The sequence below is a fragment of the Streptomyces fradiae genome (assembly GCF_041270065.1).
Taxonomy (GTDB): domain Bacteria; phylum Actinomycetota; class Actinomycetes; order Streptomycetales; family Streptomycetaceae; genus Streptomyces.
The window spans coordinates 4,406,904-4,424,370 of the sequence record NZ_CP065958.1 but is presented as its reverse complement, the minus strand read 5'-3'; the positions used below and the strand labels follow the sequence as shown (position 1 = coordinate 4,424,370).

At 72.7% G+C, this 17,467-nt stretch carries 21 protein-coding genes; 12 read left to right on the top strand and 9 right to left on the bottom strand.

Features of this window, described 5'->3' with window-relative positions; all coding sequences use genetic code 11:
- The first annotated feature begins 170 nt into the window (after window positions 1-170).
- Together JAO84_RS20180 and JAO84_RS20175 are read left to right on the top strand one after the other, a co-directional pair.
- A complete protein-coding gene (locus tag JAO84_RS20180; RefSeq protein WP_370414120.1) occupies window positions 171-518 on the top strand; it encodes a hypothetical protein in 348 nt (115 codons plus the stop codon).
- Window positions 515-799, top strand: coding sequence for a hypothetical protein (locus JAO84_RS20175; RefSeq protein WP_370414119.1), 285 nt, complete (start codon window positions 515-517; stop codon window positions 797-799). The genes JAO84_RS20180 and JAO84_RS20175 overlap by 4 nt, the downstream gene beginning before the upstream one ends.
- A gap of 35 nt (window positions 800-834) precedes the next feature.
- Here JAO84_RS20175 and JAO84_RS20170 read toward each other — a convergent pair whose 3' ends face one another.
- Window positions 835-1,236, bottom strand: a complete 402-nt coding sequence (locus JAO84_RS20170) for a glyoxalase/bleomycin resistance/extradiol dioxygenase family protein (RefSeq protein ID WP_370414118.1) — start codon at window positions 1,234-1,236, stop codon at window positions 835-837.
- Between the two features lie 84 nt (window positions 1,237-1,320).
- Between JAO84_RS20170 and JAO84_RS20165 the strand changes: the two genes are divergently transcribed.
- Together JAO84_RS20165 and JAO84_RS20160 are read left to right on the top strand one after the other, a co-directional pair.
- On the top strand, window positions 1,321-1,797 hold the full coding sequence (locus tag JAO84_RS20165) for a MarR family winged helix-turn-helix transcriptional regulator (protein WP_370414117.1): 477 nt from the start codon (window positions 1,321-1,323) through the stop codon (window positions 1,795-1,797).
- Window positions 1,798-1,947: 150 nt separating this feature from the next.
- A complete protein-coding gene (locus tag JAO84_RS20160) occupies window positions 1,948-3,180 on the top strand; it encodes a Cmx/CmrA family chloramphenicol efflux MFS transporter (protein ID WP_370416817.1) in 1,233 nt (410 codons plus the stop codon).
- 30 nt (window positions 3,181-3,210) lie between these two features.
- On the opposite strand, the gene JAO84_RS20155 is transcribed toward JAO84_RS20160, so the two are convergent.
- Window positions 3,211-3,921, bottom strand: coding sequence for a BTAD domain-containing putative transcriptional regulator (locus JAO84_RS20155; protein ID WP_370414116.1), 711 nt, complete (start codon window positions 3,919-3,921; stop codon window positions 3,211-3,213).
- A 319-nt stretch (window positions 3,922-4,240) separates the two neighbouring features.
- Here JAO84_RS20155 and JAO84_RS20150 point away from each other — a divergent pair, with 319 nt between their 5' ends.
- From JAO84_RS20150 to JAO84_RS20125, 6 genes are all read left to right on the top strand, one after another.
- Window positions 4,241-6,658 (top strand): S8 family serine peptidase, encoded by a 2,418-nt coding sequence (locus JAO84_RS20150; protein ID WP_370414115.1) that lies wholly within the window; start codon window positions 4,241-4,243, stop codon window positions 6,656-6,658.
- A gap of 33 nt (window positions 6,659-6,691) precedes the next feature.
- Window positions 6,692-6,883: a hypothetical protein gene (locus JAO84_RS20145; RefSeq protein WP_370414114.1), complete on the top strand. Its 192-nt coding sequence runs from the start codon at window positions 6,692-6,694 to the stop codon at window positions 6,881-6,883.
- Between the two features lie 40 nt (window positions 6,884-6,923).
- The gene (locus tag JAO84_RS20140) at window positions 6,924-7,133 is read left to right on the top strand and encodes a hypothetical protein (protein ID WP_370414113.1); all 210 of its coding nucleotides are present in this window, start codon (window positions 6,924-6,926) and stop codon (window positions 7,131-7,133) included.
- A 72-nt stretch (window positions 7,134-7,205) separates the two neighbouring features.
- On the top strand, window positions 7,206-7,412 hold the full coding sequence (locus JAO84_RS20135; protein WP_370414112.1) for a hypothetical protein: 207 nt from the start codon (window positions 7,206-7,208) through the stop codon (window positions 7,410-7,412).
- A 72-nt stretch (window positions 7,413-7,484) separates the two neighbouring features.
- Window positions 7,485-7,718 (top strand): hypothetical protein, encoded by a 234-nt coding sequence (locus tag JAO84_RS20130; protein ID WP_370414111.1) that lies wholly within the window; start codon window positions 7,485-7,487, stop codon window positions 7,716-7,718.
- A 116-nt stretch (window positions 7,719-7,834) separates the two neighbouring features.
- Window positions 7,835-9,172 (top strand): hemopexin repeat-containing protein, encoded by a 1,338-nt coding sequence (locus JAO84_RS20125; RefSeq protein WP_370414110.1) that lies wholly within the window; start codon window positions 7,835-7,837, stop codon window positions 9,170-9,172.
- Window positions 9,173-9,248: 76 nt separating this feature from the next.
- On the opposite strand, the gene JAO84_RS20120 is transcribed toward JAO84_RS20125, so the two are convergent.
- The 7 genes from JAO84_RS20120 to JAO84_RS20090 all read right to left on the bottom strand — a co-directional run bounded on the left by JAO84_RS20120 (window position 9,249) and on the right by JAO84_RS20090 (window position 15,321).
- Window positions 9,249-10,400: an FAD-dependent monooxygenase gene (locus JAO84_RS20120; RefSeq protein WP_370414109.1), complete on the bottom strand. Its 1,152-nt coding sequence runs from the start codon at window positions 10,398-10,400 to the stop codon at window positions 9,249-9,251.
- Window positions 10,401-10,453: 53 nt separating this feature from the next.
- Complete coding sequence (locus JAO84_RS20115; protein WP_370414108.1) at window positions 10,454-11,029, bottom strand: ATP/GTP-binding protein; 576 nt, start codon at window positions 11,027-11,029, stop codon at window positions 10,454-10,456.
- A 5-nt stretch (window positions 11,030-11,034) separates the two neighbouring features.
- A complete protein-coding gene (locus JAO84_RS20110) occupies window positions 11,035-11,466 on the bottom strand; it encodes a DUF742 domain-containing protein (RefSeq protein ID WP_370414107.1) in 432 nt (143 codons plus the stop codon).
- On the bottom strand, window positions 11,463-11,906 hold the full coding sequence (locus JAO84_RS20105) for a roadblock/LC7 domain-containing protein (protein WP_370414106.1): 444 nt from the start codon (window positions 11,904-11,906) through the stop codon (window positions 11,463-11,465). Before JAO84_RS20105 ends, JAO84_RS20110 begins: the two co-directional genes overlap by 4 nt.
- Entirely contained in the window at window positions 11,903-14,455 is a 2,553-nt protein-coding gene (locus JAO84_RS20100) for a sensor histidine kinase (RefSeq protein WP_370414105.1), read from the bottom strand. The genes JAO84_RS20105 and JAO84_RS20100 overlap by 4 nt, the downstream gene beginning before the upstream one ends.
- A gap of 240 nt (window positions 14,456-14,695) precedes the next feature.
- A complete protein-coding gene (locus tag JAO84_RS20095; protein WP_370414104.1) occupies window positions 14,696-14,968 on the bottom strand; it encodes a DUF4031 domain-containing protein in 273 nt (90 codons plus the stop codon).
- Complete coding sequence (locus JAO84_RS20090) at window positions 14,965-15,321, bottom strand: hypothetical protein (protein WP_370414103.1); 357 nt, start codon at window positions 15,319-15,321, stop codon at window positions 14,965-14,967. The genes JAO84_RS20095 and JAO84_RS20090 overlap by 4 nt, the downstream gene beginning before the upstream one ends.
- 63 nt (window positions 15,322-15,384) lie before the next feature.
- Between JAO84_RS20090 and JAO84_RS20085 the strand changes: the two genes are divergently transcribed.
- The gene (locus tag JAO84_RS20085; RefSeq protein WP_370414102.1) at window positions 15,385-16,398 is read left to right on the top strand and encodes a MurR/RpiR family transcriptional regulator; all 1,014 of its coding nucleotides are present in this window, start codon (window positions 15,385-15,387) and stop codon (window positions 16,396-16,398) included.
- Between the two features lie 140 nt (window positions 16,399-16,538).
- Entirely contained in the window at window positions 16,539-17,438 is a 900-nt protein-coding gene (gene murQ, locus JAO84_RS20080; protein ID WP_370416816.1) for an N-acetylmuramic acid 6-phosphate etherase, read from the top strand.
- The last annotated feature ends 29 nt before the right edge of the window (window positions 17,439-17,467 follow it).

Genomic DNA, 17,467 nt, shown 5'->3' with positions numbered 1-17,467 from the left:
GAAGAGGCGGGATGAGATCACCGCAGGACACGAAGTGTTCTGCGGGTCCGCGCCCCGGGCCGGGTCCGTCGACCCGGGGCGCGGCATCGTCACCGCATCGCGTCGAGAACGGCCCGCCTCGTGCGCCGCGAGCGCGATACCGTGAAGCAGATCTCACCGAGGAGGGCCCGATGACGACCTCGCCCATCAGCGACGCCGCATTGCCGATGCCGCCTCTCACCGAGGCCGCGCTCCGGGTGGCAGTGAACCGTATCGACCTCGCCGCCGCCGTCGAGTTCGAGCAGGAGTTCCGGCAGGCATGGCAGGAAGCCATCCAGACCGACAGCACGACGCCCATGCATCTCTTCATCCGCCGGTGGGGCATCTGGGTGGCGCTGCGCCGCACCCCGGAGAGAGCTGCCCGGCTGCATGAGCTGGAGACCATCTCCGGGACCGCGGAAGACAGGGCCGTGCGGCGGGCCGCGTCGGCGGAGATCGGGCGGATGATCGCCGAGGCGGAGCGCGAGGTCTCGGATTGAGCGACTGGACGTGGGAGTACGACCCGGACGCAGACCACGTCGTGGGAGACAAGGGCGACGGAGCCGGTCTCTCCCCGGAGGACAAGGCAGAGGCCGAGAAGATCGCTCGAGAGCTCGCGGATGCTGCTTCGGTCCGATACACGGGTCCGCCGATGTACGGCGAGCCTGCGGTATCCCGGCTCAAGAGCTTTGCGCGCGGACTCCTGATCGTCTGGTACCAGGAAGACCGGCGCGATGACGTCATCGTGATCGTCCGCGTGACAGCGCCTTGGTCCAAGTGAACTGACGGCTCGACAGCCCGGACCCACAGCAGTTGTCAGTAGGACTGCAGCTCGATCAGGCGGCCCTCCGGGTCGCGGAGGTGGGCGGTGCGGAGGGTCGGGCCCCATTCGGGGCGGGCGGCGGGGGTTGTCACCGGGGCTCCGCCGTGCTGCAGGCAGAGGGCGAAGCCCTGGTCCACGTCGTCGACGCGGAGGACGAGCATCGTGGTGTCCTGGGCGGGGTCGGCGGGGAGGGGCGCGGTGCCGAGGGTGGTGGACATCGCGGCGCGGTCGAAGAGGGAGAGGACGGACTGGTCGTCGCGGTCCCAGTTGGCGTACGGGCCGGCCGGGGCGCCCTTCGCGAGGCGGGCGCCCGTCAGGGGCGGGAGGACGGCGGCGTAGAAGCGGAAGCAGTCGGGGAAGCGGGTGACGAGCAGGCGGGGGTAGAGGGCGTCCATGCCGGCCTTCCTCATGGGGTCGCGGGACACGCGATGATTAGTGGGTACAGACCCACTATAGGGTTGGACCCTAGAATTCGGGCCATGGATTCCGCACAGCCCGCACCGTCCGCACGGTCCGCACCGTCCGCGCACGCGACGCCGCCGACACTGCTCGACCTGAGCACGTACCTCGTCTCCCGCGTCGGCAAGACCGCCCGCGGCCGCCTCGCCGCCCGGCTCGCCCGGCGCGAGCTGCGGCTGTGGGACATGGCGGTGCTCGCCGCGCTCGCCGACTTCGGGCCGCACGCGCAGCGGGAGCTGGTGGTACGGCTCGGGGTGGACGCCAGCGACATGACCAAGGTGATCGACCAGCTGGCCGCCGCCGGCTGGGTCGAGCGGGCCCGCGATCCGCGCGACCGGCGGCGCGTCTCGGTCTCCCTCACCCCCGAGGGCCGCACCGCCCTCGCCGAACTCGACGCCGAGGCCCGCGCCGTCCAGGACGAGGTGCTGGCCCCGCTCGACGCGGACGAGCGGCGCGCCCTCCACGCCCTGCTGCTGCGGGTGCACCAGGGCCTGTAGGCCCGGCCCCACCCGTACCGTCCCGTATCGCGAGACGATCACTCGCAGAGGAATGACAGGCACAAACCGCAGGTTGCCCATGTCATGCCGTCTTCCTCCGCCGACACCGCCGAAGCCGCCCCGCCCGTCTCCCCGCCCGCCACCACCCGCATGCCCCTGGCCGTCTACATCCTCGGCCTCTCCGTCTTCGCGCTCGGCACGAGCGAGTTCATGCTGTCCGGGCTGCTCCCGCCCATCGCGGAGGACATGAACGTCTCCATCCCGCGCGCGGGCCTGCTCATCTCGGCCTTCGCGATCGGCATGGTGGTGGGCGCGCCGCTGCTCGCCGTCGCCACCCTCCGGCTCCCCCGTAGGACCACCCTGGTCGCCCTGATCACCCTCTTCGGCCTCGGCCAGGTCGCCGGCGCGCTCGCGCCGAACTACGCGGTGCTCTTCGTCTCGCGCGTCGTGAGCGCGCTCGCCTGCGCCGGGTTCTGGGCGGTCGGCGCCGCCGTGGCCATCGCGATGGTGCCGATGGGCGCCCGCGCCCGCGCCATGGCCGTGATGATCGGCGGCCTGTCGATCGCCAACGTCCTCGGCGTCCCGGCCGGCGCCTTCCTCGGCGAGCACCTCGGCTGGCGCTCCGCCTTCTGGGCCGTCGCCGTCGCCTCCGCGATCGCCCTCGTCGGCGTCGTCACCCGCATCCCGCACATCCCGCTCCCCGAGACCAGGCCCCGGCTCAAGGGCGAGCTGGTCATCTACCGCGACCGGCAGGTGCTGCTCTCCGTCCTGATCACCGCCCTCGCCGCCGGCGGCGTCTTCTGCGCCTTCTCCTACCTGGCCCCGCTGCTCACCGACGTCTCCGGCCTCGACAAGGGCTGGGTCTCCGGCGTCCTCGCCCTCTTCGGCATCGGCGCCCTCCTCGGTACGTACATCGGCGGCCGGGTCGCCGACGCCCACCTCTTCGGCGTCCTCCTCAGCGGCATCACCGCCTCCACCGTCTTCCTGGTCGCCCTGGCCCTGTTCGCCTCCAGCCCGGTCGCGACGATCCTGCTGACCTTCCTCCTCGGCGTCTCCGCCTTCTACACGGCCCCCGCCCTCAACGCCCGCATGTTCAACGTCGCGGGCGCCGCCCCCACCCTCGCCGGCGCCACCACCACCGCCGCCTTCAACCTCGGCAACACCGGCGGCCCCTGGCTCGGCGGCACCGTCATCGACGCCGGCCTCGGCTTCGCCTCCCCGGCCTGGGCGGGCGCCGCGATGACCCTCCTCGGCCTGGCCGCGGTCACGCTCTCGCTGCGCCTGAGCCGTACACCGGCCGGCAGGGTCGTCGCCCGCAGCAGCTCCCCGGCCCCGGCCCCGGCCACCGCAGCGACCGAGAACGCCGTCGACTGCACCGTCTGAGGCAACTGAGGCGCCTGAGACCCACGCCTCCTACGCGGAGATCGCGTCCTGGACCAGACGGGTCATCAGGGGAGACGGCTCCACCGCCAACTCCCGGCGCAGCAGCCGCCGGTACTCCTGGTAGCGCTTCACCGCGCACGCCCGGTTGCCCTCGGCGAGGAGGATCTCGACCAGGATCCGCTGGGCCGTCTCCCTGATCGGATCGATCTGGCTCGCGGTCAACGCCGTCTGGAACGCGTCCAGATACTCGCCCTCGCGGCGCAGCCGCTCCGCGAGGGCCTCCAGGGCGTGCAGTCTCAGCTGGTCCCAGCGCTCGCGCTCCAGGACCAGCCACTCGTCCGGCCAGCGCGGCAGCAGCTCGTCCCGGAGCCGGGCGACCAGGTCCTCGTGCTCCGCGGGCGGGGCGCCGTCCGTCACCGACCGCTGGGCTGCCACCCGTACGCAGTGCAGGTCGACGGCCACGACCGGGGCGAGCCGCAGCCGCCGGTCCACGCACTCGACCGCCGTCACGGGCCCGGCGCGCCGGCCGTGGCACAGCGCGGTCCTGAGGTTCGCGGACGCCCTGCTCGGGACGCAGTCGGGCCAGAGCAGCTCGGCTGCCGCACCCCGGTACACACCGGCCGTGTGCACGGCAAGCAGCGCCAACAGGCGCTGTGCCCCTGAGGGGAGGGGGATGCGGCATCCGGCGTATGAGAGCTCGAAGGCGCCGAGCAGTTCGAGGTATACGCCGTTCGATGACACACCCCTCACTGTGCAACCGGCCGGTGGATCACGCATCCGCTCCCCGCCCGGACAGCGCCCCCGCGGCACCCCTGTTTTCAGGCTTTCCGGCGCCGGCCCGCCCGGGGCCCGCACCTTTTCCGCACGATTTCCCGCGCTTTCCCGGACCCGCCGGACCAACGCTCTGACCGGCTGCCAAACGCCGTGGAAATGCTCCCGGCCACGCCCCGGAAACGCTCCGCCCACGCGGCTTGGACATTCCGGGTGACGGGCCGGGAACGCGGCGCTCCGACGCTCGTACCGACATGCACCGGCACGGAACGCAGGTCGGGAGGTCGGAATGAAGCCTCGGGCGATCCTCGGCGAGGGCGCACTTCACGCACAGCCCGGTCAGCCGCTCGGCGACCCGCGGGTGTGCGTGGCGCTGCTCGACGGCCCCGTCGACCTCACCCACCCCTGCTTCGCGGGCGCGGATCTCACGCGCCTCACCACTGTGGTGCAGGAACCCGCCGGTCAGGGACCCATGTCCCGGCACGGCACACACGTGGCGAGCCTCCTCTTCGGCATGCCGGACAGTCCCCTGACCGGGCTCGTCCCGCGCTGCCGCGGCCTGCTCCTGCCGGTCTTCCGCGACGGCGGCAACGGCGCCCACGGCGGTGACGGCGGCCGGGTGCCCCAGCTGGACCTGGCCCGCGCCATCGAGCGGGCGGTCGAGGAGGGCGCGCACGTCATCAACCTCAGCGGCGGCGAACGGACCGCCGACGGCCAGGCCGACCCCCTGCTCGCCCGGGCCCTGCGGCTCTGCGAGGACCGCGGCGTCCTGGTCGTCTCGGCCGTCGGGAACGACGGCGCCGACACCCTCCAGGTGCCCGCCGCCCACCCCTCCGTCCTGGCCGTCGGCGCCGCCGCGGCCGACGGCCGGCCGCTCGACATCAGCAACTGGGGTGCCGCCTACCGCACCCACGGAATCCTCGCCCCCGGCCAGGACATCGAGGGCGCCGCACCCGGCGGCGGCCTCGCCTCCCTCACCGGGAGCAGTTTCGCCACCCCCCTCGTGGCCGGTACGGCGGCGCTGCTCGTCGCCGCCCAGCTGGCCGGCGGCGGCGCGGCGGACCCCAGGGCCGCGGGGCAGACCCTGCTCACGACGGCCACCGCCCCCGACTGCGCCGACCCGGACGCCCCGGACTGCCGCCGCAGGCTCGGCGGCAGCCTGGACGCCGTCCGGGCGCTCGCCCACGTCACCAGGACCAGGAAAGAGGAGACAGCCGTGACCACTCCCGCAGCCGCTTCCGCGCCCGTGCCGCAAGAGGCCACCGCACCGCAGCAGGCCGTCGCCCCCGCGGCCGCCCCGCCGCCGCCCGCACCCGCACCCGCACCCGCGCCCACGCCCGTGGCCGTGGCCGTACCGCAGGCCCCCGCACCCCAGACCCCGGCACCGGTGCCGGCCGGCGTCACCGCCGACGGCGGAGCACCCGCCCCGCCCCCGGTGGCCCAAGCCCCGGCACCGGCACCGGTCCAAGCCCAGGTCCAACCCCAGGTCCAGGCAGCCCCCGTACCGGCTCCGCCCCCGGCCCAGGCCCCGGAACCAGCGCCCGCGCCCACCGCGTACGCCCCCACGTACGCCCCCTCACACTCCGGCGTACGCCCCGCGTGCGGATGCGGCGGCAGCGACCCGGCCGCCTGCACCTGCGGGGGCGGAGACGTTGGTACGACAGGAGGACGCCGGCTGGTCTACGCGATCGGCACCATCGGCTTCGACTACCCGACCGAGGCCCGCCGTGACGGCTTCCGGCAGCAGATGCCGTACGTCACCACCACGGTCGGCGAAGAAGAGGTCGAGCAGGAGCCCGACCCGTACAACGTGACCCAGCTCCACGACTACCTCCTGGGCGCGCCCTGGGCCTGCGACAAGCTCACCTGGACCCTCGTCATGGACGGTGCCACGGTGTACGCCCTCGAGCCCGAGGCCCCCGTGGCCATGGACTGGGGTCAGCCACTGGTGCTCCCCGAGGAGGCCCAGGAGAAGCGCAAGTCGGTCGCGGAGCTCGCCGCCGCGAAGGACAAGGGTCTCGACGAGATCATCGCGATGCTGTCCAGTCCTCCGGTGTCGACCGTGTACCGCGTGTTCCGCGACGCCATCGTGGGCCAGGCCATCAACGTCGAGCGCCAGGAGGACAAGCGCGCCGACTACATCTCCCGCGTGTCCATCCCCGGTGTGCTCACCGACCGCACCACCCGCCTCTACTCCGGCCAGATCGTGCCCGTGGTGGAGGTGAAGAGCCGGGGCGTGTACACGTGGCACGAGTCCCTGCTCGTCGACGCCGTCATCCACCAGATCACGGAAGAGGCCAAGAAGGAGAACACCGAGGTCCGCAACATGGACGAGCTGCGGCTCACGATCCGCGCGTTCCTCGACAAGATCTACTACCAGTTCCGCAACCTGGGACAGACCTCCGCCGACCGCGCGCTCAACTTCATGGGCACCAACACCTATTCGTTCAGCAACCTGCTGGCGCAGGGCCTGCTGTCCGCGAGCAAGGTGCCCGGCTCCAGCAAGAACCTGTACGCGCTCGACACCATCACCGTCACGAAGAGCCCGTACTGCCGCATCGGTTCGGACTGCCAGGACGTGACGGCGACCTTCTACGACCCCGAGGACGAACGCAGGTCCCGGCTCTCGTACCAGTTCACCATCGACGTGAGCGACGACCTGCCGGTCAGCCTCGCCCCGTACCACACCTTCCTCGGCTCCTACTGACCCACAAGGTCACACCCGCGAGAGGAGAACCCCATGAACACCCGGCGCACTCCCCACCCCACCCACGCGGGAGCACCACCCCTCCAGGTCCGGCCCGTCCGCCGCGACGAGCACGAGGCCGGCACCGGCCCCCGTACCGGCGTCGGGGCCGCCAAGTCCCCCTGCGCCACCCTGACCGGCCCGGCCAGGCAGATGTGCTACGGCAGTTACGGCGTGGCCACCTGACCGAGCCGTAGAGAACAAGCTGTAGAGAAAGGACACCGTGATGTTCGACGAGACCCACACCACCCACGACGCCGGCAGCGGCACGCCCCGCCGGTCCCCCGCCGGACAGCTCCGGCTCCAGCTCCCCCAGCAGTCGGCACCTGTCCAGCGCGGCAAGCACCCCGAGGGCTGGGGCACCTCCGACGGCGCGGCAGCCAGCGGCCTGCTCGGCAAGCTGGGCGGCCTGCTCGACAACGTCCTGCCGTTCTGAGGACGCCCCAGGCGGGTGACCACGGGGGCGACCAGGGGGGCGACCAGGGGGGCGAGAGGAAAGGAGAGCACGATGTTCGAAGCAATCCACGACGAGGACGGCGGCGCCGGCACGCCCCGCCGGTCCGCTCCCGGACAGCTCCGTCTTCAGCTGCCCCAGCAGTCCGCACCCGTACGGCGAGGACGCCGGCCCGAAGGCCACGACGCCTCCGACGGCGCCGCGGCGAGCGGTCTGTTCAACGTTCTGGGCCAGACCATCGACGACCTGTTCCCGTTCTGAGTCCCGCATCATCGGCGGGGCCGGCGCCGGGGCACGTACCCGGTCCGGTCCCGCCCGATCCGAGGAAGCACCATGCGACTCGATCTGCCGAAACAGGCACCGTCGGTGGACCGGCGGGAGCACTACCTGCCGTTCCGCATCGTCGTCATAGCCCATCCCCCGGGCTTTCCTGAGTTCCTGGTGCACCAGCCGCCGCAGGGCCCCTTCGGGTATCTGCCCGCCGACCCCGCGCCTCTCGTGCACGGGTACGGGCGCGGCTGGACGTGCGCACCGACAGGAGGGTGCCGGTGGACCGGCGTCCTGTGAGTCCTCTGAACCCTGTGAGGGAAAGGGAAGGGGCCGGGCCGAGCATCCGGCGGCCCGGCCCCGCCGGATGGAACCAGAAGGAACCGTAAGGGATCGGAAGGAACGGAGCCGAGACCATGGCCAGCCTCCGAACGGCCGTCTCCTGGCCGAACGACAAGACGTATCTGTTCTACGACGACGACACCTACGCCCGCTACGACTCGGTGAGCGGCCTCCTCGTGGCCTCCGGGCAGCCGCTCTCCAAGTGGCCCGGGCTGCCCCGCTCGCCGGACGGCTTCGTGTGGTGGGGCGCGGACAAGGCGTACGCCTTCACCGGCGCCACGTACCTGCGCTACGACGAGCCCTCCGACCGGGTGGATCCGGACTACCTGCCGCCCCACACGCCCTTCACGCTCGCGGCCGGCTGGCCCGGGCTCCCCGACGGCTCGGACGGCGGCCCCGACTGGCGCACCGGCATCGACGCGGCCGTGAACTGGGGAAACGGCAAGCTGTACCTCTTCAAGGGTGCCCATTACGCGCGGTACGACATCACCGCCGACCGGGTCGACCCCGATTACCCGCGCCCGATCGCCGGCAACTGGACCGGGGTGTTCCCCTCGGGCGTCGACGCCGTGGCCTACCCGGGCGGGCGGTACGCGTACTTCTTCCGCGGCGGGCAGTACCAGCGCTTCGACGTGGACGCCGACGCGGTCGACGCGAGCGGCCCGCTCGACGCCTCCTTCCGGCTCGCGCCGACGCCCTCGGGCGGGGTGACCGCGGCCCGGCTGCTCACCAAGGAGCAGGCCAACGGGCTGATGGCCGACCTGCTGCGGCGCGGCAAGCTGACCCTCAAGAGCCCCCCGTTCGTCGACGGCACGGGCGGGAGCGGGATCGTGTCGCCCACGCCCGGCCAGCGCGTGGTGGTGAGCCCGCCGTCCTTCGACGGCATCCGCTACACCAACCAGATCGCCCCGGCGTCCAACGTCATCGACAACCTCGACCAGCGCATGCTGATCGCGCTGTACCGCCTCACCCGCTGGATCAACGCCTCGAAGCCGGACGTCGCCGAACTCCTCCACCTGGGCATCGGCCACGGCAACCCCGCCCACCCCAACGACTGCCACAACCAGGGCCGGGCGATCGACCTCTCGGGGATCAAGGGCGAGGTGGACGGGACCGCGTTCACCCGGTCGATCCAGAAGCACTGGGGCGACCTGCCACCCGGGTTCCAGCAGCCGGGCGTCGTCCGCATCACGCCGGCGCTCGACCCGCTCGCGTACGGACTGTTCACGACGGCCTTCCGATTCGGTACGTACGAGTGCGAGGGCAGGGCCATCGGCGCGAACAACAAGTGGCCCATGCCGGAACTGGCCGAGGGCGGCTTCGTGGTCTACCCGGACCACAAGGACCACGGGCTCGCGCAGCAGCACCAGAACCACATCCACATGCAGATCGGCGTCACGAACCTGCCGTGACGCCGACCCGGTGGTCCCGGGGGTCCCGGTGGTGTCGGTGGTCCCGGTGGTGTCGGTGGTCCCGGGGGTGTCCTCGTCAGTAGGGCTTGACCAGGACGTGGGCGGCGCCCGGGACGCCGATCTTGAGGAGGTCGTCCTCCTCCGGGGTGGTCGGGGTGCCCGTCTCCTGCTTGAGGACGGCGCGGGAGAGCGCCTGGACCCAGAGGGCGCGGGGGCGGCGCCGCGCCTCCCAGGCGGTGAGGGCCGCGGGGACGGACTCCTCGTCGCGGAGGGAGTCGGCGAGGACGAGGGCGTCCTCGACGGCCATCGCCGCGCCCTGGGCGAGGTGCGGGGTGGAGGCGTGGGCGGCGTCGCCGGCGAGGACCACGCGGCCGACGTGCCAGGGGTCCTCGACGGTCACCTGGGAGATCCGGGTGTAGACGACGGACGCCGGGTCGGTGACGGCGGCGAGGGCCTCGGCGATCGGGCCGGTGAACGCGGCGAGCCGCTTCGCGAGCTCCTCGTGGGCGGTGTCCGGGCCGGGACGGAAGTCCTCCCCCTCGGCCAACACCGCACCCAGGTACATGAGTTCGTCCGTGATCGGGGTGAGCAGGGCCTTCGACTCCTGGCCCGCCATGCACATCACCACGCCCCGGACCTGCGGCAGCCGCGGCACGGTGACCCGCCAGTTGGCGAAGCCGGTGTACTCGGGGGTGTAGCGGTCGCCGTACAGGCGGGTACGAAGCGGGGAGCCGATGCCGTCGAAGCCGACGACGAGGTCCCAGCGCCCGGCGGAGCCGTCGGTGAGCGTCACGTCGACGCCCGCGCCGTCGTCGTCCAGCGTCGCGATGGTCGCGCCGAAGCGGATCACGGCACCGGCCGCGCGGGCGGCGTCGGCGAGGAGGGCGGCGAGCGCGGGGCGCGGGATGCCGTTGGCGGGCGGGGCGTCGTCCATCCGGGGCTGCGGGATCTCGGCGCGCGGGGTGCCGGCCGGGTCCGCGATGGTCAGGATCTCCCACTCGAAGCCGGCGTCGAGGCAGGCGTCGAGCAGCCCGGCCTCGCGCATGACGTGCAGGGCGTTGGAGGGCTGGATGATGCCCACGCCGAGCGCGTCCAGCTCGTCGCGGACCTCGACGACCTCCACGGTGTGGCCGCGCCCGGCGAGGAGCACGGCGAGGGTGAGGCCGCCTATGCCGCCGCCGTGGACGAGGACGCGAAGCGGGGACGCGGACGACGCGGGGGATGCCATCTCGGATGCCTCCAGGGGCAGTTGTCGTACGGGTGATGGGGAGGTGAAAGGGATCAGACCGGGGTCGGGAGGCTCATCAGGTGGTCGACGAGGGCCAGCAGCGTCTCCTTGCCGAAGGCGCGCTGCCGTACGTCGCCGATGAGGAGCGGGACCTGCGGGTCGAGGTCGAGCGCAGCCCGGATCTCCTCCGGCGTACGGGTGTTGATGCCGTGGAAGCAGTTGATGGCGACGACGAACGGGATCCCGCGGCTCTCGAAGAAGTCGATCGAGGCGAAACTCGTGTCGAGGCGGCGGGTGTCGGCGATGACCACACCGCCGAGCGCGCCGTTGACCAGGTCGTTCCACATGAACCAGAAGCGTTCCTGGCCGGGGGTGCCGAAGAGGTAGACCACGACCTCGTCGCTGATCGTGATCCGGCCGAAGTCCAGGGCGACGGTGGTCGTCTCCTTGGCGCCGACGCCCGCCAGGTCGTCGACGCCGACGCTGGCGGAGGTGAGGTACTCCTCGGTGCGCAGCGGGGTGACCTCGCTGACCGTACCGACCAGGGTGGTCTTGCCGACGCCGAAGCCGCCCGCCACGAGGATCTTGACGGCGGCGGGGGCAGCGGGGGCCGCAGTGGGGTTGATCATGGGTGTCAGAGTCTCCGGATTCCGTCGCGGACGGCGGCCAGCAGGCTGTGCGGGTATCCACCGCCGGCCGCCCGGGCCACCGACAGCGGTGCGCGGGCGGTGATCAGGCCGAGGCCGACCAGGTCGCCGAGCAGGATCTTGGTCACCGACACGGGGAGGCCGAGGGCGGCGGCCACCTCCGCGAGCGCCAGGGAGCGCCGGCAGTGGTCGAGGATCAGCCGGTGTTCGGGCTGGAGCCGCTGGGGGCGGAGCGGCCGGCCGAACTCGTCGACCGGCTCCTCGACGGTGGTGACCACCGTGATGAGGGTGAAGTCGTCCCGTTCGGGCGCGGTCCGGCCACGGGTCACGGTGTACGGGCGGACCATCGTGCCCGAGTCGTCCTCGTACCCGTCCTCCCTGTAGGTGTCCTCGGGGCCCTGCTCCCAGCCGGTGCTCATCCGAGGGGCCCGGCCTGGGTGCCCGTACCGAAGGCGTCGAACGCGGACCGGGCCGGGGTGCCCAGCTTCTGGCCGACCTGCTGGACGAGGTTGTGCATCGAGAGGGACATGACCTCCGCGTCCACCTCCTGGGAGGCGACGACGGCGAGGTGGCTGCCCTGCCCCGCCGAGATGATGAAGAGCCAGAGCTCGGAGAGCTCCACGATGACCTGGTGGACCGCGCCGCCGTCGAAGAGCTGGCCGACCCCGCGCGCCAGGCTCTGCTGCCCGGTGCAGATAGCGGCAAGCCGTTCGGCGGAGGCCCGGTCGAGGGACTGGGAGTGGCTGATGACCAGCCCGTCGTCGGAGAGCAGCACGGCGCTGCGGGTCTCGGCGACGGACTCCACCAGTCCGTCGAGCAGCCAGTCCAGCTCCTGGTGGGTGGCGGTGGTGCGGGTCATGACCAGTCTTCTCTCGTGGAGGGGGACGGGGACGGGGTGTTCGGCGTCTGGGCGGCGCGGGCCTCGCGCGAACGGCGCTGGAAGGCCCCGATCGTGGCCCCGGCGCGGCGGGGCGCGGGCCGCAGCATCGGGTCGGACCGCCAGTCCGGCGGGGCCGCCGTCCGGGTCCGCGCCGCCTCGCCCGGGTCGACCCGCAGCTCGTCGACGAGGCTGGCCTGCCGGACCCGGCGCGGCAACGGCGTCTCGGACACGGGGCCGGGGCCGGGGGCTTGCTCGTACGCGTACGGGCTCGGGCTCGGGCTCGGGCTTGGGCTCCCGTACGGGCCGGGGCTCTGGCTCCCGTACGGGCTCGGGCTCTGGCTCTCGTACGCGTACGGGTCCACCGGCATCGCGTGCTGCCCGGTCTGCCCGGTCACCTCGGCCATGGCCCGCCCGCGCCCGCGCGTCGGCAGGGCCCCCTCGTCGGGGCCGCCGGGCCGGGACAGCGGGGTGACGACAGGCACGACGGGCGCAACGGGCACGGCCGGGACCTCAGGCGCCACCCCCGCCTCCCCCGCCTCGGCCAGGAGTTCGTTGGGCACGAGGACGACCGCGCGCGTACCCCCGTACACCGACGAGCGGAACTCGACCCGCAGCCCGTGCTGCGCGGCCAGCCGGGACACCACGTGCAGGCCGAGCCGGATGTCGTCGGTGTGGGCGAGGAGGTCCATCCGGGGCGGGCGGGCCATCAGCTCGTTGAGCTCGGCGAGTTGGGTGTCCTCCATGCCGAGGCCCCGGTCCTCGACCTCGATCGCCAGGCCGCGGCCGACGCGGGTGGCGCGGACCTCGACGGGGTTGGGCGGCCGGGAGAACGTCAGGGCGTTCTCGATGAGTTCGGCGAGGACGTGGGTGACCGGCCCGACCGCGCGCGGCGCGATCCAGGGGCTGCCGTCGAGGTCGAGCATCACGCGCCGGTAGTCCTGCACCTCGCCCTGGGCGGACCGCATGATGTCGAGCAGCGCCACCGGCCGGCGCCAGCGCCGGTGCGGGGAGCCGCCCGCGAGGATGACGAGGTTCTCCTCGTAACGGCGCAGGCGGGCGGTGAGGTGGTCGAGGCTGAAGAGGTCCTCCAGGATCTCGGGGTCCTCGTGCCGGTGCTCGAGGTCGTTCAGCTTCTTGAGCTGCTGGCCGATGAGCTGCTGGGTGCGGCGGGCGATGCGCTGGAGCAGCCGCTCGAAGCCGCGGTGCTGGTCGGACTGGCGGACGGCGGCTTCGAGCGCGCTGGTGCGGGCGAGGTTGAGGGCCTCGCCGAGGCGGGTGAGCTCGTCGTCGGCGCGGTCGTGCTCGGCCTGGCGGACGCGCAGCGCCTCGGCCTCGGCCTCGACGTCGATGCGTTCGCCCCGGCCGAGCCGTTCGACGATGTCGGGCAGGCTGTGCTCCAGGGCCTCGGCCTGTTCGCGGAGGCGTTCGATGCGGGCGCGCAGGGTGCGGGTGAGGCGCCAGGTGACGGTGATGACGACGCCGATGGCGAGCAGACCGATGAGGGTGGTGAGCACCATGCGCCGGAGCAGGGCCATGACGCTGCCCTTGCCCTCGTCCACGACCTTCTGGGTACGGTACTCGAGGAGCGCCGCGATGCGGTCGTCGACGCTGTCGACGGCGGTGCGCCAGGCGCCCTCGTCGGCGGTGAGGGTCACCGTCCCGCCGGCGCCGACTCGGCCCGGGGCCAGGACGGCGTTCTCGATGGCCGTCTTGCTCTTCCACTCCGGGCTGTCGACGATCGCGTCCCACTGGGCCTTCTCGTCCGGCGGGAGGTACGGCACGACGACGGTGTCGTACACGAGCGGCTGGGCGGACACGAGCTGCCGGAACTCGGCGAACTCGCGGACGCTCAGCTCGCGGTCGCCCCAGCCGCGCGAGAGCAGCGCGTCCGAGCGGGAGATCATCTCCTTGACGCGGAAGAGGTCGACGAGGGGCTGCGAGAGCGTGGTGATCCGCCCGTTGTCGACGTGGCTGAGGGCGGCGAAGAGGTCGAGATCGACCGCGATCAGCTCGGTGTAGTAGTCGTACACCGCCTGCTGCTGGTCCTCGTCGCCGCTGTCCACGAGGGAGCGCTGGGCGTCGAGCCGGGCGATGGCGGAACGCGCGCCGGCCACCGCGTCCAGGACCTCCTGGGGCGCGCCGTCCTCGGAGACGTCGGAGAGCGTCTGGAACTGCCGGACGGCCTCGTCGGTACGGGCCCGCTGCGCCTTCAGCTCCGCGACGGCCCCGCGGTGCCCGTGGAGGACCTCGGCGCTGAGCCGCCGCTCCTCCTGGAGGTTGTAGTAGACGAGGTTGGAGGGCTGGCCCGCCTTCTCGGCGAGCAGGCCCTGTCCGGCCTGGCGCTGGAAGTCGAGGAAGACCTGCCCGCTCGTGACGGCCCAGAGGGCGACCAGGGCGACGGCGGGGACGAAGGCGACGACCAGCAGGGTTCGTCCCAGGGACAGGGAGGACGGTCTGCGGGTTGGCTGAGGCGTGCGCTTGCGCAGGGCATGCTCCTCGACAGCGAACGGAGGGAACCGTTCGAACACCACATGTGCATCGACGCCTGCATAGTATTCACAGACCGATCACAGACGATCGCGAGGTGTGCGGAATTACCCATTCCGCACCAAGAGTTGAAGACGCCGGGTAGGCGGAACGTACGGAACGGGCCGGCCTGACCTGTGGGGTGAGGCGGGGTCAGACGACTGGCGGGGCCGCATGAGGCGGGGTCAGACGACCGGCAGGGCCGCGGGGTCAGACGACTGGCGGGGCCGCATGAGGCGGGGTCAGACGACTGGCGGGCGCCCCTTCGGTCGCCGCAGCCCCGCCGCCGTGAGCCTGCGCAGCAGCTCCTTCGAACCGACCTCGACCGCGCCGGCCTCGACCGCCGCCGCGTAGTAGTCGGAGGGCACGTCGTAGTGGTCGCGCTCGAAGGCGCGGGGCGGGCAGCCGATCGACGCGGCGAAGACATGGAGCTCGTCGAAGGAGACGTCGCTGACGAGGTGGGACCACATGCGGCCGTGGCCGGGCCAGGTGGGCGGGTCGATGTAGAGGGTCACGTCAGGCCGCCGACCGGCGCGACCACCACTCCCTGCTTGCCGCAGACCCAGTGCGGGTCCGGGCCCATCTCGGGTTCGACGTCGAGCGCGTGCGGGTCGCCGGAGGAGCAGACGGGGCACAGCGGCCAGCGCCCGTACCGTTCGAGGAGCGCGTCCTGGACGTCCTGGGCGACGAGCCCCGCCACGTACGCCCGGCCCTCCGGCCACTGCTCTACCCACCAGCGCCGCTGCGCGACGGCGTCCTCGACCATCGACACGACCTCGGCCATGGCGACCTCGCGGGCCGCCAGGTCGGCAAGGACCAGGGCGCGGGCGGCATGGAGGCACTGTTCCACGGGGTCGATGTCGTCCATGTTCACATTGTCACCCTTGTTCGGGCCCTTGACGGCCTTCACGCCCGAAAATATCTTTCAGATGTGACCAATGACGTGAAGGAAAGTTTCACCGGCGCACCCGGCCGGCCGTCGACCGGGCAACCGCCGACCGGGCAACCGGCGACCGGTCCCGCCCAGGCCCCCGCCCACGGCACCCAGGCCCAGGCCCCGGCCCAGGCACCCGCCCCCGCCGCCCTCGCGGCGAAGGTGCGCACCCTGGCCCCCTCCATGACCCGCTCCATGCAGCGGGTCGCCGAGGCCGTCGCCGGGGACCCGGCCGGCTGCGCCGCCCTCACGGTCACCGGCCTCGCCGAGCTCACCGGCACCAGCGAGGCGACCGTCGTCCGCACCGCCCGCCTGCTCGGCTATCCGGGCTACCGCGATCTGCGGCTCGCCCTCGCCGGCCTCGCCGCGCAGCAGCAGTCCGGCCGCGCGCCCTCCGTCACCGCCGACATCGCCGTCGACGACCCGGTCGCCGACGTGGTCGCCAAGCTGGCGTACGACGAGCAGCAGACCCTCGCCGACACCGCGGCCGGGCTCGACACCGTCCAGCTCGGCGCCGCCGTCGCCGCGCTCGCCGCCGCCCGCCGCATCGACATCTACGGCATCGGCGCGTCCGGCCTGGTCGCCCAGGACCTCGGCCAGAAGCTGCTCCGCATCGGCCTGATCGCGCACGCCCACAGCGACCCGCACCTCGCCGTCACCAACGCCGTGCAGCTGCGCTCCGGCGACGTCGCCATCGCCATCACCCACTCCGGCTCGACCGGCGACGTCATAGAACCCCTCCGCGTCGCCTTCGACCACGGCGCCACCACGGTCGCCATCACCGGCCGCCCGGACGGCCCGGTGGCGCAGTACGCCGACCACGTACTGACCACCTCCACCGCCCGCGAGAGCGAGCTGAGACCCGCGGCCATGTCATCCCGCACCAGCCAACTCCTGGTCGTGGACTGCCTGTTCACCTGTGTCACGCAGCGTACGTACGAGACGGCCGCCCCTGCCCTCGCGGCCTCGTACGAAGCCCTGGCGCACCGCCACACCCCCCGCAGCCGCTGAACACCGAACGCCGAACGCCGAAACGTCCGAGAGAGCCGCCCGTGCCCACGCCCTCCACGTCGCCCGCATCACCCTCGCCGTCCACGTCGCCCGAGTCGCCCGCCTCGCCCGCCTCACCCGCCTCGCCCACGTACGCCGAACTGCGCGCCCAGCTCGCCACCCTCACCACCGAGGCCTTCCGCCCCGAGCTCGCCGAGATCGACCAGTTGCCGACCGCCGAGCTCGCCGCGCTGATGAACCGCGAGGACCAGACCGTCCCCGCCGCCGTCGCCAAGCAGCTCCCGGCCATCGCCGCGGCGATCGACGCCACCGCCGAGCGGATGGCGCGCGGCGGCCGGCTGATCTACCTGGGCGCCGGGACCGCGGGCCGGCTGGGAGTGCTCGACGCCAGCGAGTGCCCGCCCACCTTCAACACCGACCCCTCCGAGGTCGTGGGCCTGATCGCGGGCGGCCCGACCGCCATGGTCAAGGCGGTCGAGGGCGCGGAGGACTCGAAGGAGCTGGCCGTCGAGGACCTGACCGCGCTCGGGCTCACGGCCGACGACACGGTGGTCGGCATCTCCGCCTCCGGCCGTACCCCGTACGCCATCGGCGCCGTCGAGCACGCCCGCGCCCTCGGCGCGCTCACCATCGGCCTGTCCTGCAACGCGGACAGCGCCCTCGCCGCGGCGGCCGAGCACGGCATCGAGGTCGTGCCGGGGCCCGAACTCCTCACCGGTTCCACCCGGTTGAAGGCGGGCACGGCGCAGAAGCTCGTGCTCAACATGATCTCGACGATCACCATGATCCGGCTCGGCAAGACCTACGGAAACCTGATGGTCGACGTCCGCGCCTCCAACGACAAGCTCCAGGCCCGCTCGCGCCGCATCGTCGCGCTGGCCACCGGCGCGCCGGACGAGCAGATCGAGACCGCGCTCGCCGACGCCGACGGAGAGGTGAAGACGGCGATCCTGATGATCCTCGCCGACATCGATGCCAAGGCCGCCGACCAGCGGCTTCGTGACTCCCACGGCCACCTGCGCGCAGCGCTGCACGCGTAACGGCACGTCCTTCTCACAGCAAGGCACCA

What these genes read in the sequence shown, in the direction of transcription:
- JAO84_RS20120 (WP_370414109.1), bottom strand. Translation starts at nt 10,400, where the DNA reads ATGGCATCCCCCGCGTCGTCCGCGTCCCCGCTTCGCGTCCTCGTCCAC.
- JAO84_RS20115 (WP_370414108.1), bottom strand. Translation starts at nt 11,029, where the DNA reads ATGATCAACCCCACTGCGGCCCCCGCTGCCCCCGCCGCCGTCAAGATC.
- JAO84_RS20170 (WP_370414118.1), bottom strand. Translation starts at nt 1,236, where the DNA reads ATGGACGCCCTCTACCCCCGCCTGCTCGTCACCCGCTTCCCCGACTGC.
- JAO84_RS20160 (WP_370416817.1), top strand. Translation starts at nt 1,948, where the DNA reads ATGCCCCTGGCCGTCTACATCCTCGGCCTCTCCGTCTTCGCGCTCGGC.
- JAO84_RS20125 (WP_370414110.1), top strand. Translation starts at nt 7,835, where the DNA reads ATGGCCAGCCTCCGAACGGCCGTCTCCTGGCCGAACGACAAGACGTAT.
- JAO84_RS20135 (WP_370414112.1), top strand. Translation starts at nt 7,206, where the DNA reads ATGTTCGAAGCAATCCACGACGAGGACGGCGGCGCCGGCACGCCCCGC.
- JAO84_RS20145 (WP_370414114.1), top strand. Translation starts at nt 6,692, where the DNA reads ATGAACACCCGGCGCACTCCCCACCCCACCCACGCGGGAGCACCACCC.
- JAO84_RS20105 (WP_370414106.1), bottom strand. Translation starts at nt 11,906, where the DNA reads ATGACCCGCACCACCGCCACCCACCAGGAGCTGGACTGGCTGCTCGAC.
- JAO84_RS20110 (WP_370414107.1), bottom strand. Translation starts at nt 11,466, where the DNA reads ATGAGCACCGGCTGGGAGCAGGGCCCCGAGGACACCTACAGGGAGGAC.
- JAO84_RS20150 (WP_370414115.1), top strand. Translation starts at nt 4,241, where the DNA reads ATGAAGCCTCGGGCGATCCTCGGCGAGGGCGCACTTCACGCACAGCCC.
- JAO84_RS20165 (WP_370414117.1), top strand. Translation starts at nt 1,321, where the DNA reads ATGGATTCCGCACAGCCCGCACCGTCCGCACGGTCCGCACCGTCCGCG.
- JAO84_RS20130 (WP_370414111.1), top strand. Translation starts at nt 7,485, where the DNA reads ATGCGACTCGATCTGCCGAAACAGGCACCGTCGGTGGACCGGCGGGAG.
- JAO84_RS20180 (WP_370414120.1), top strand. Translation starts at nt 171, where the DNA reads ATGACGACCTCGCCCATCAGCGACGCCGCATTGCCGATGCCGCCTCTC.
- JAO84_RS20090 (WP_370414103.1), bottom strand. Translation starts at nt 15,321, where the DNA reads ATGGACGACATCGACCCCGTGGAACAGTGCCTCCATGCCGCCCGCGCC.
- JAO84_RS20140 (WP_370414113.1), top strand. Translation starts at nt 6,924, where the DNA reads ATGTTCGACGAGACCCACACCACCCACGACGCCGGCAGCGGCACGCCC.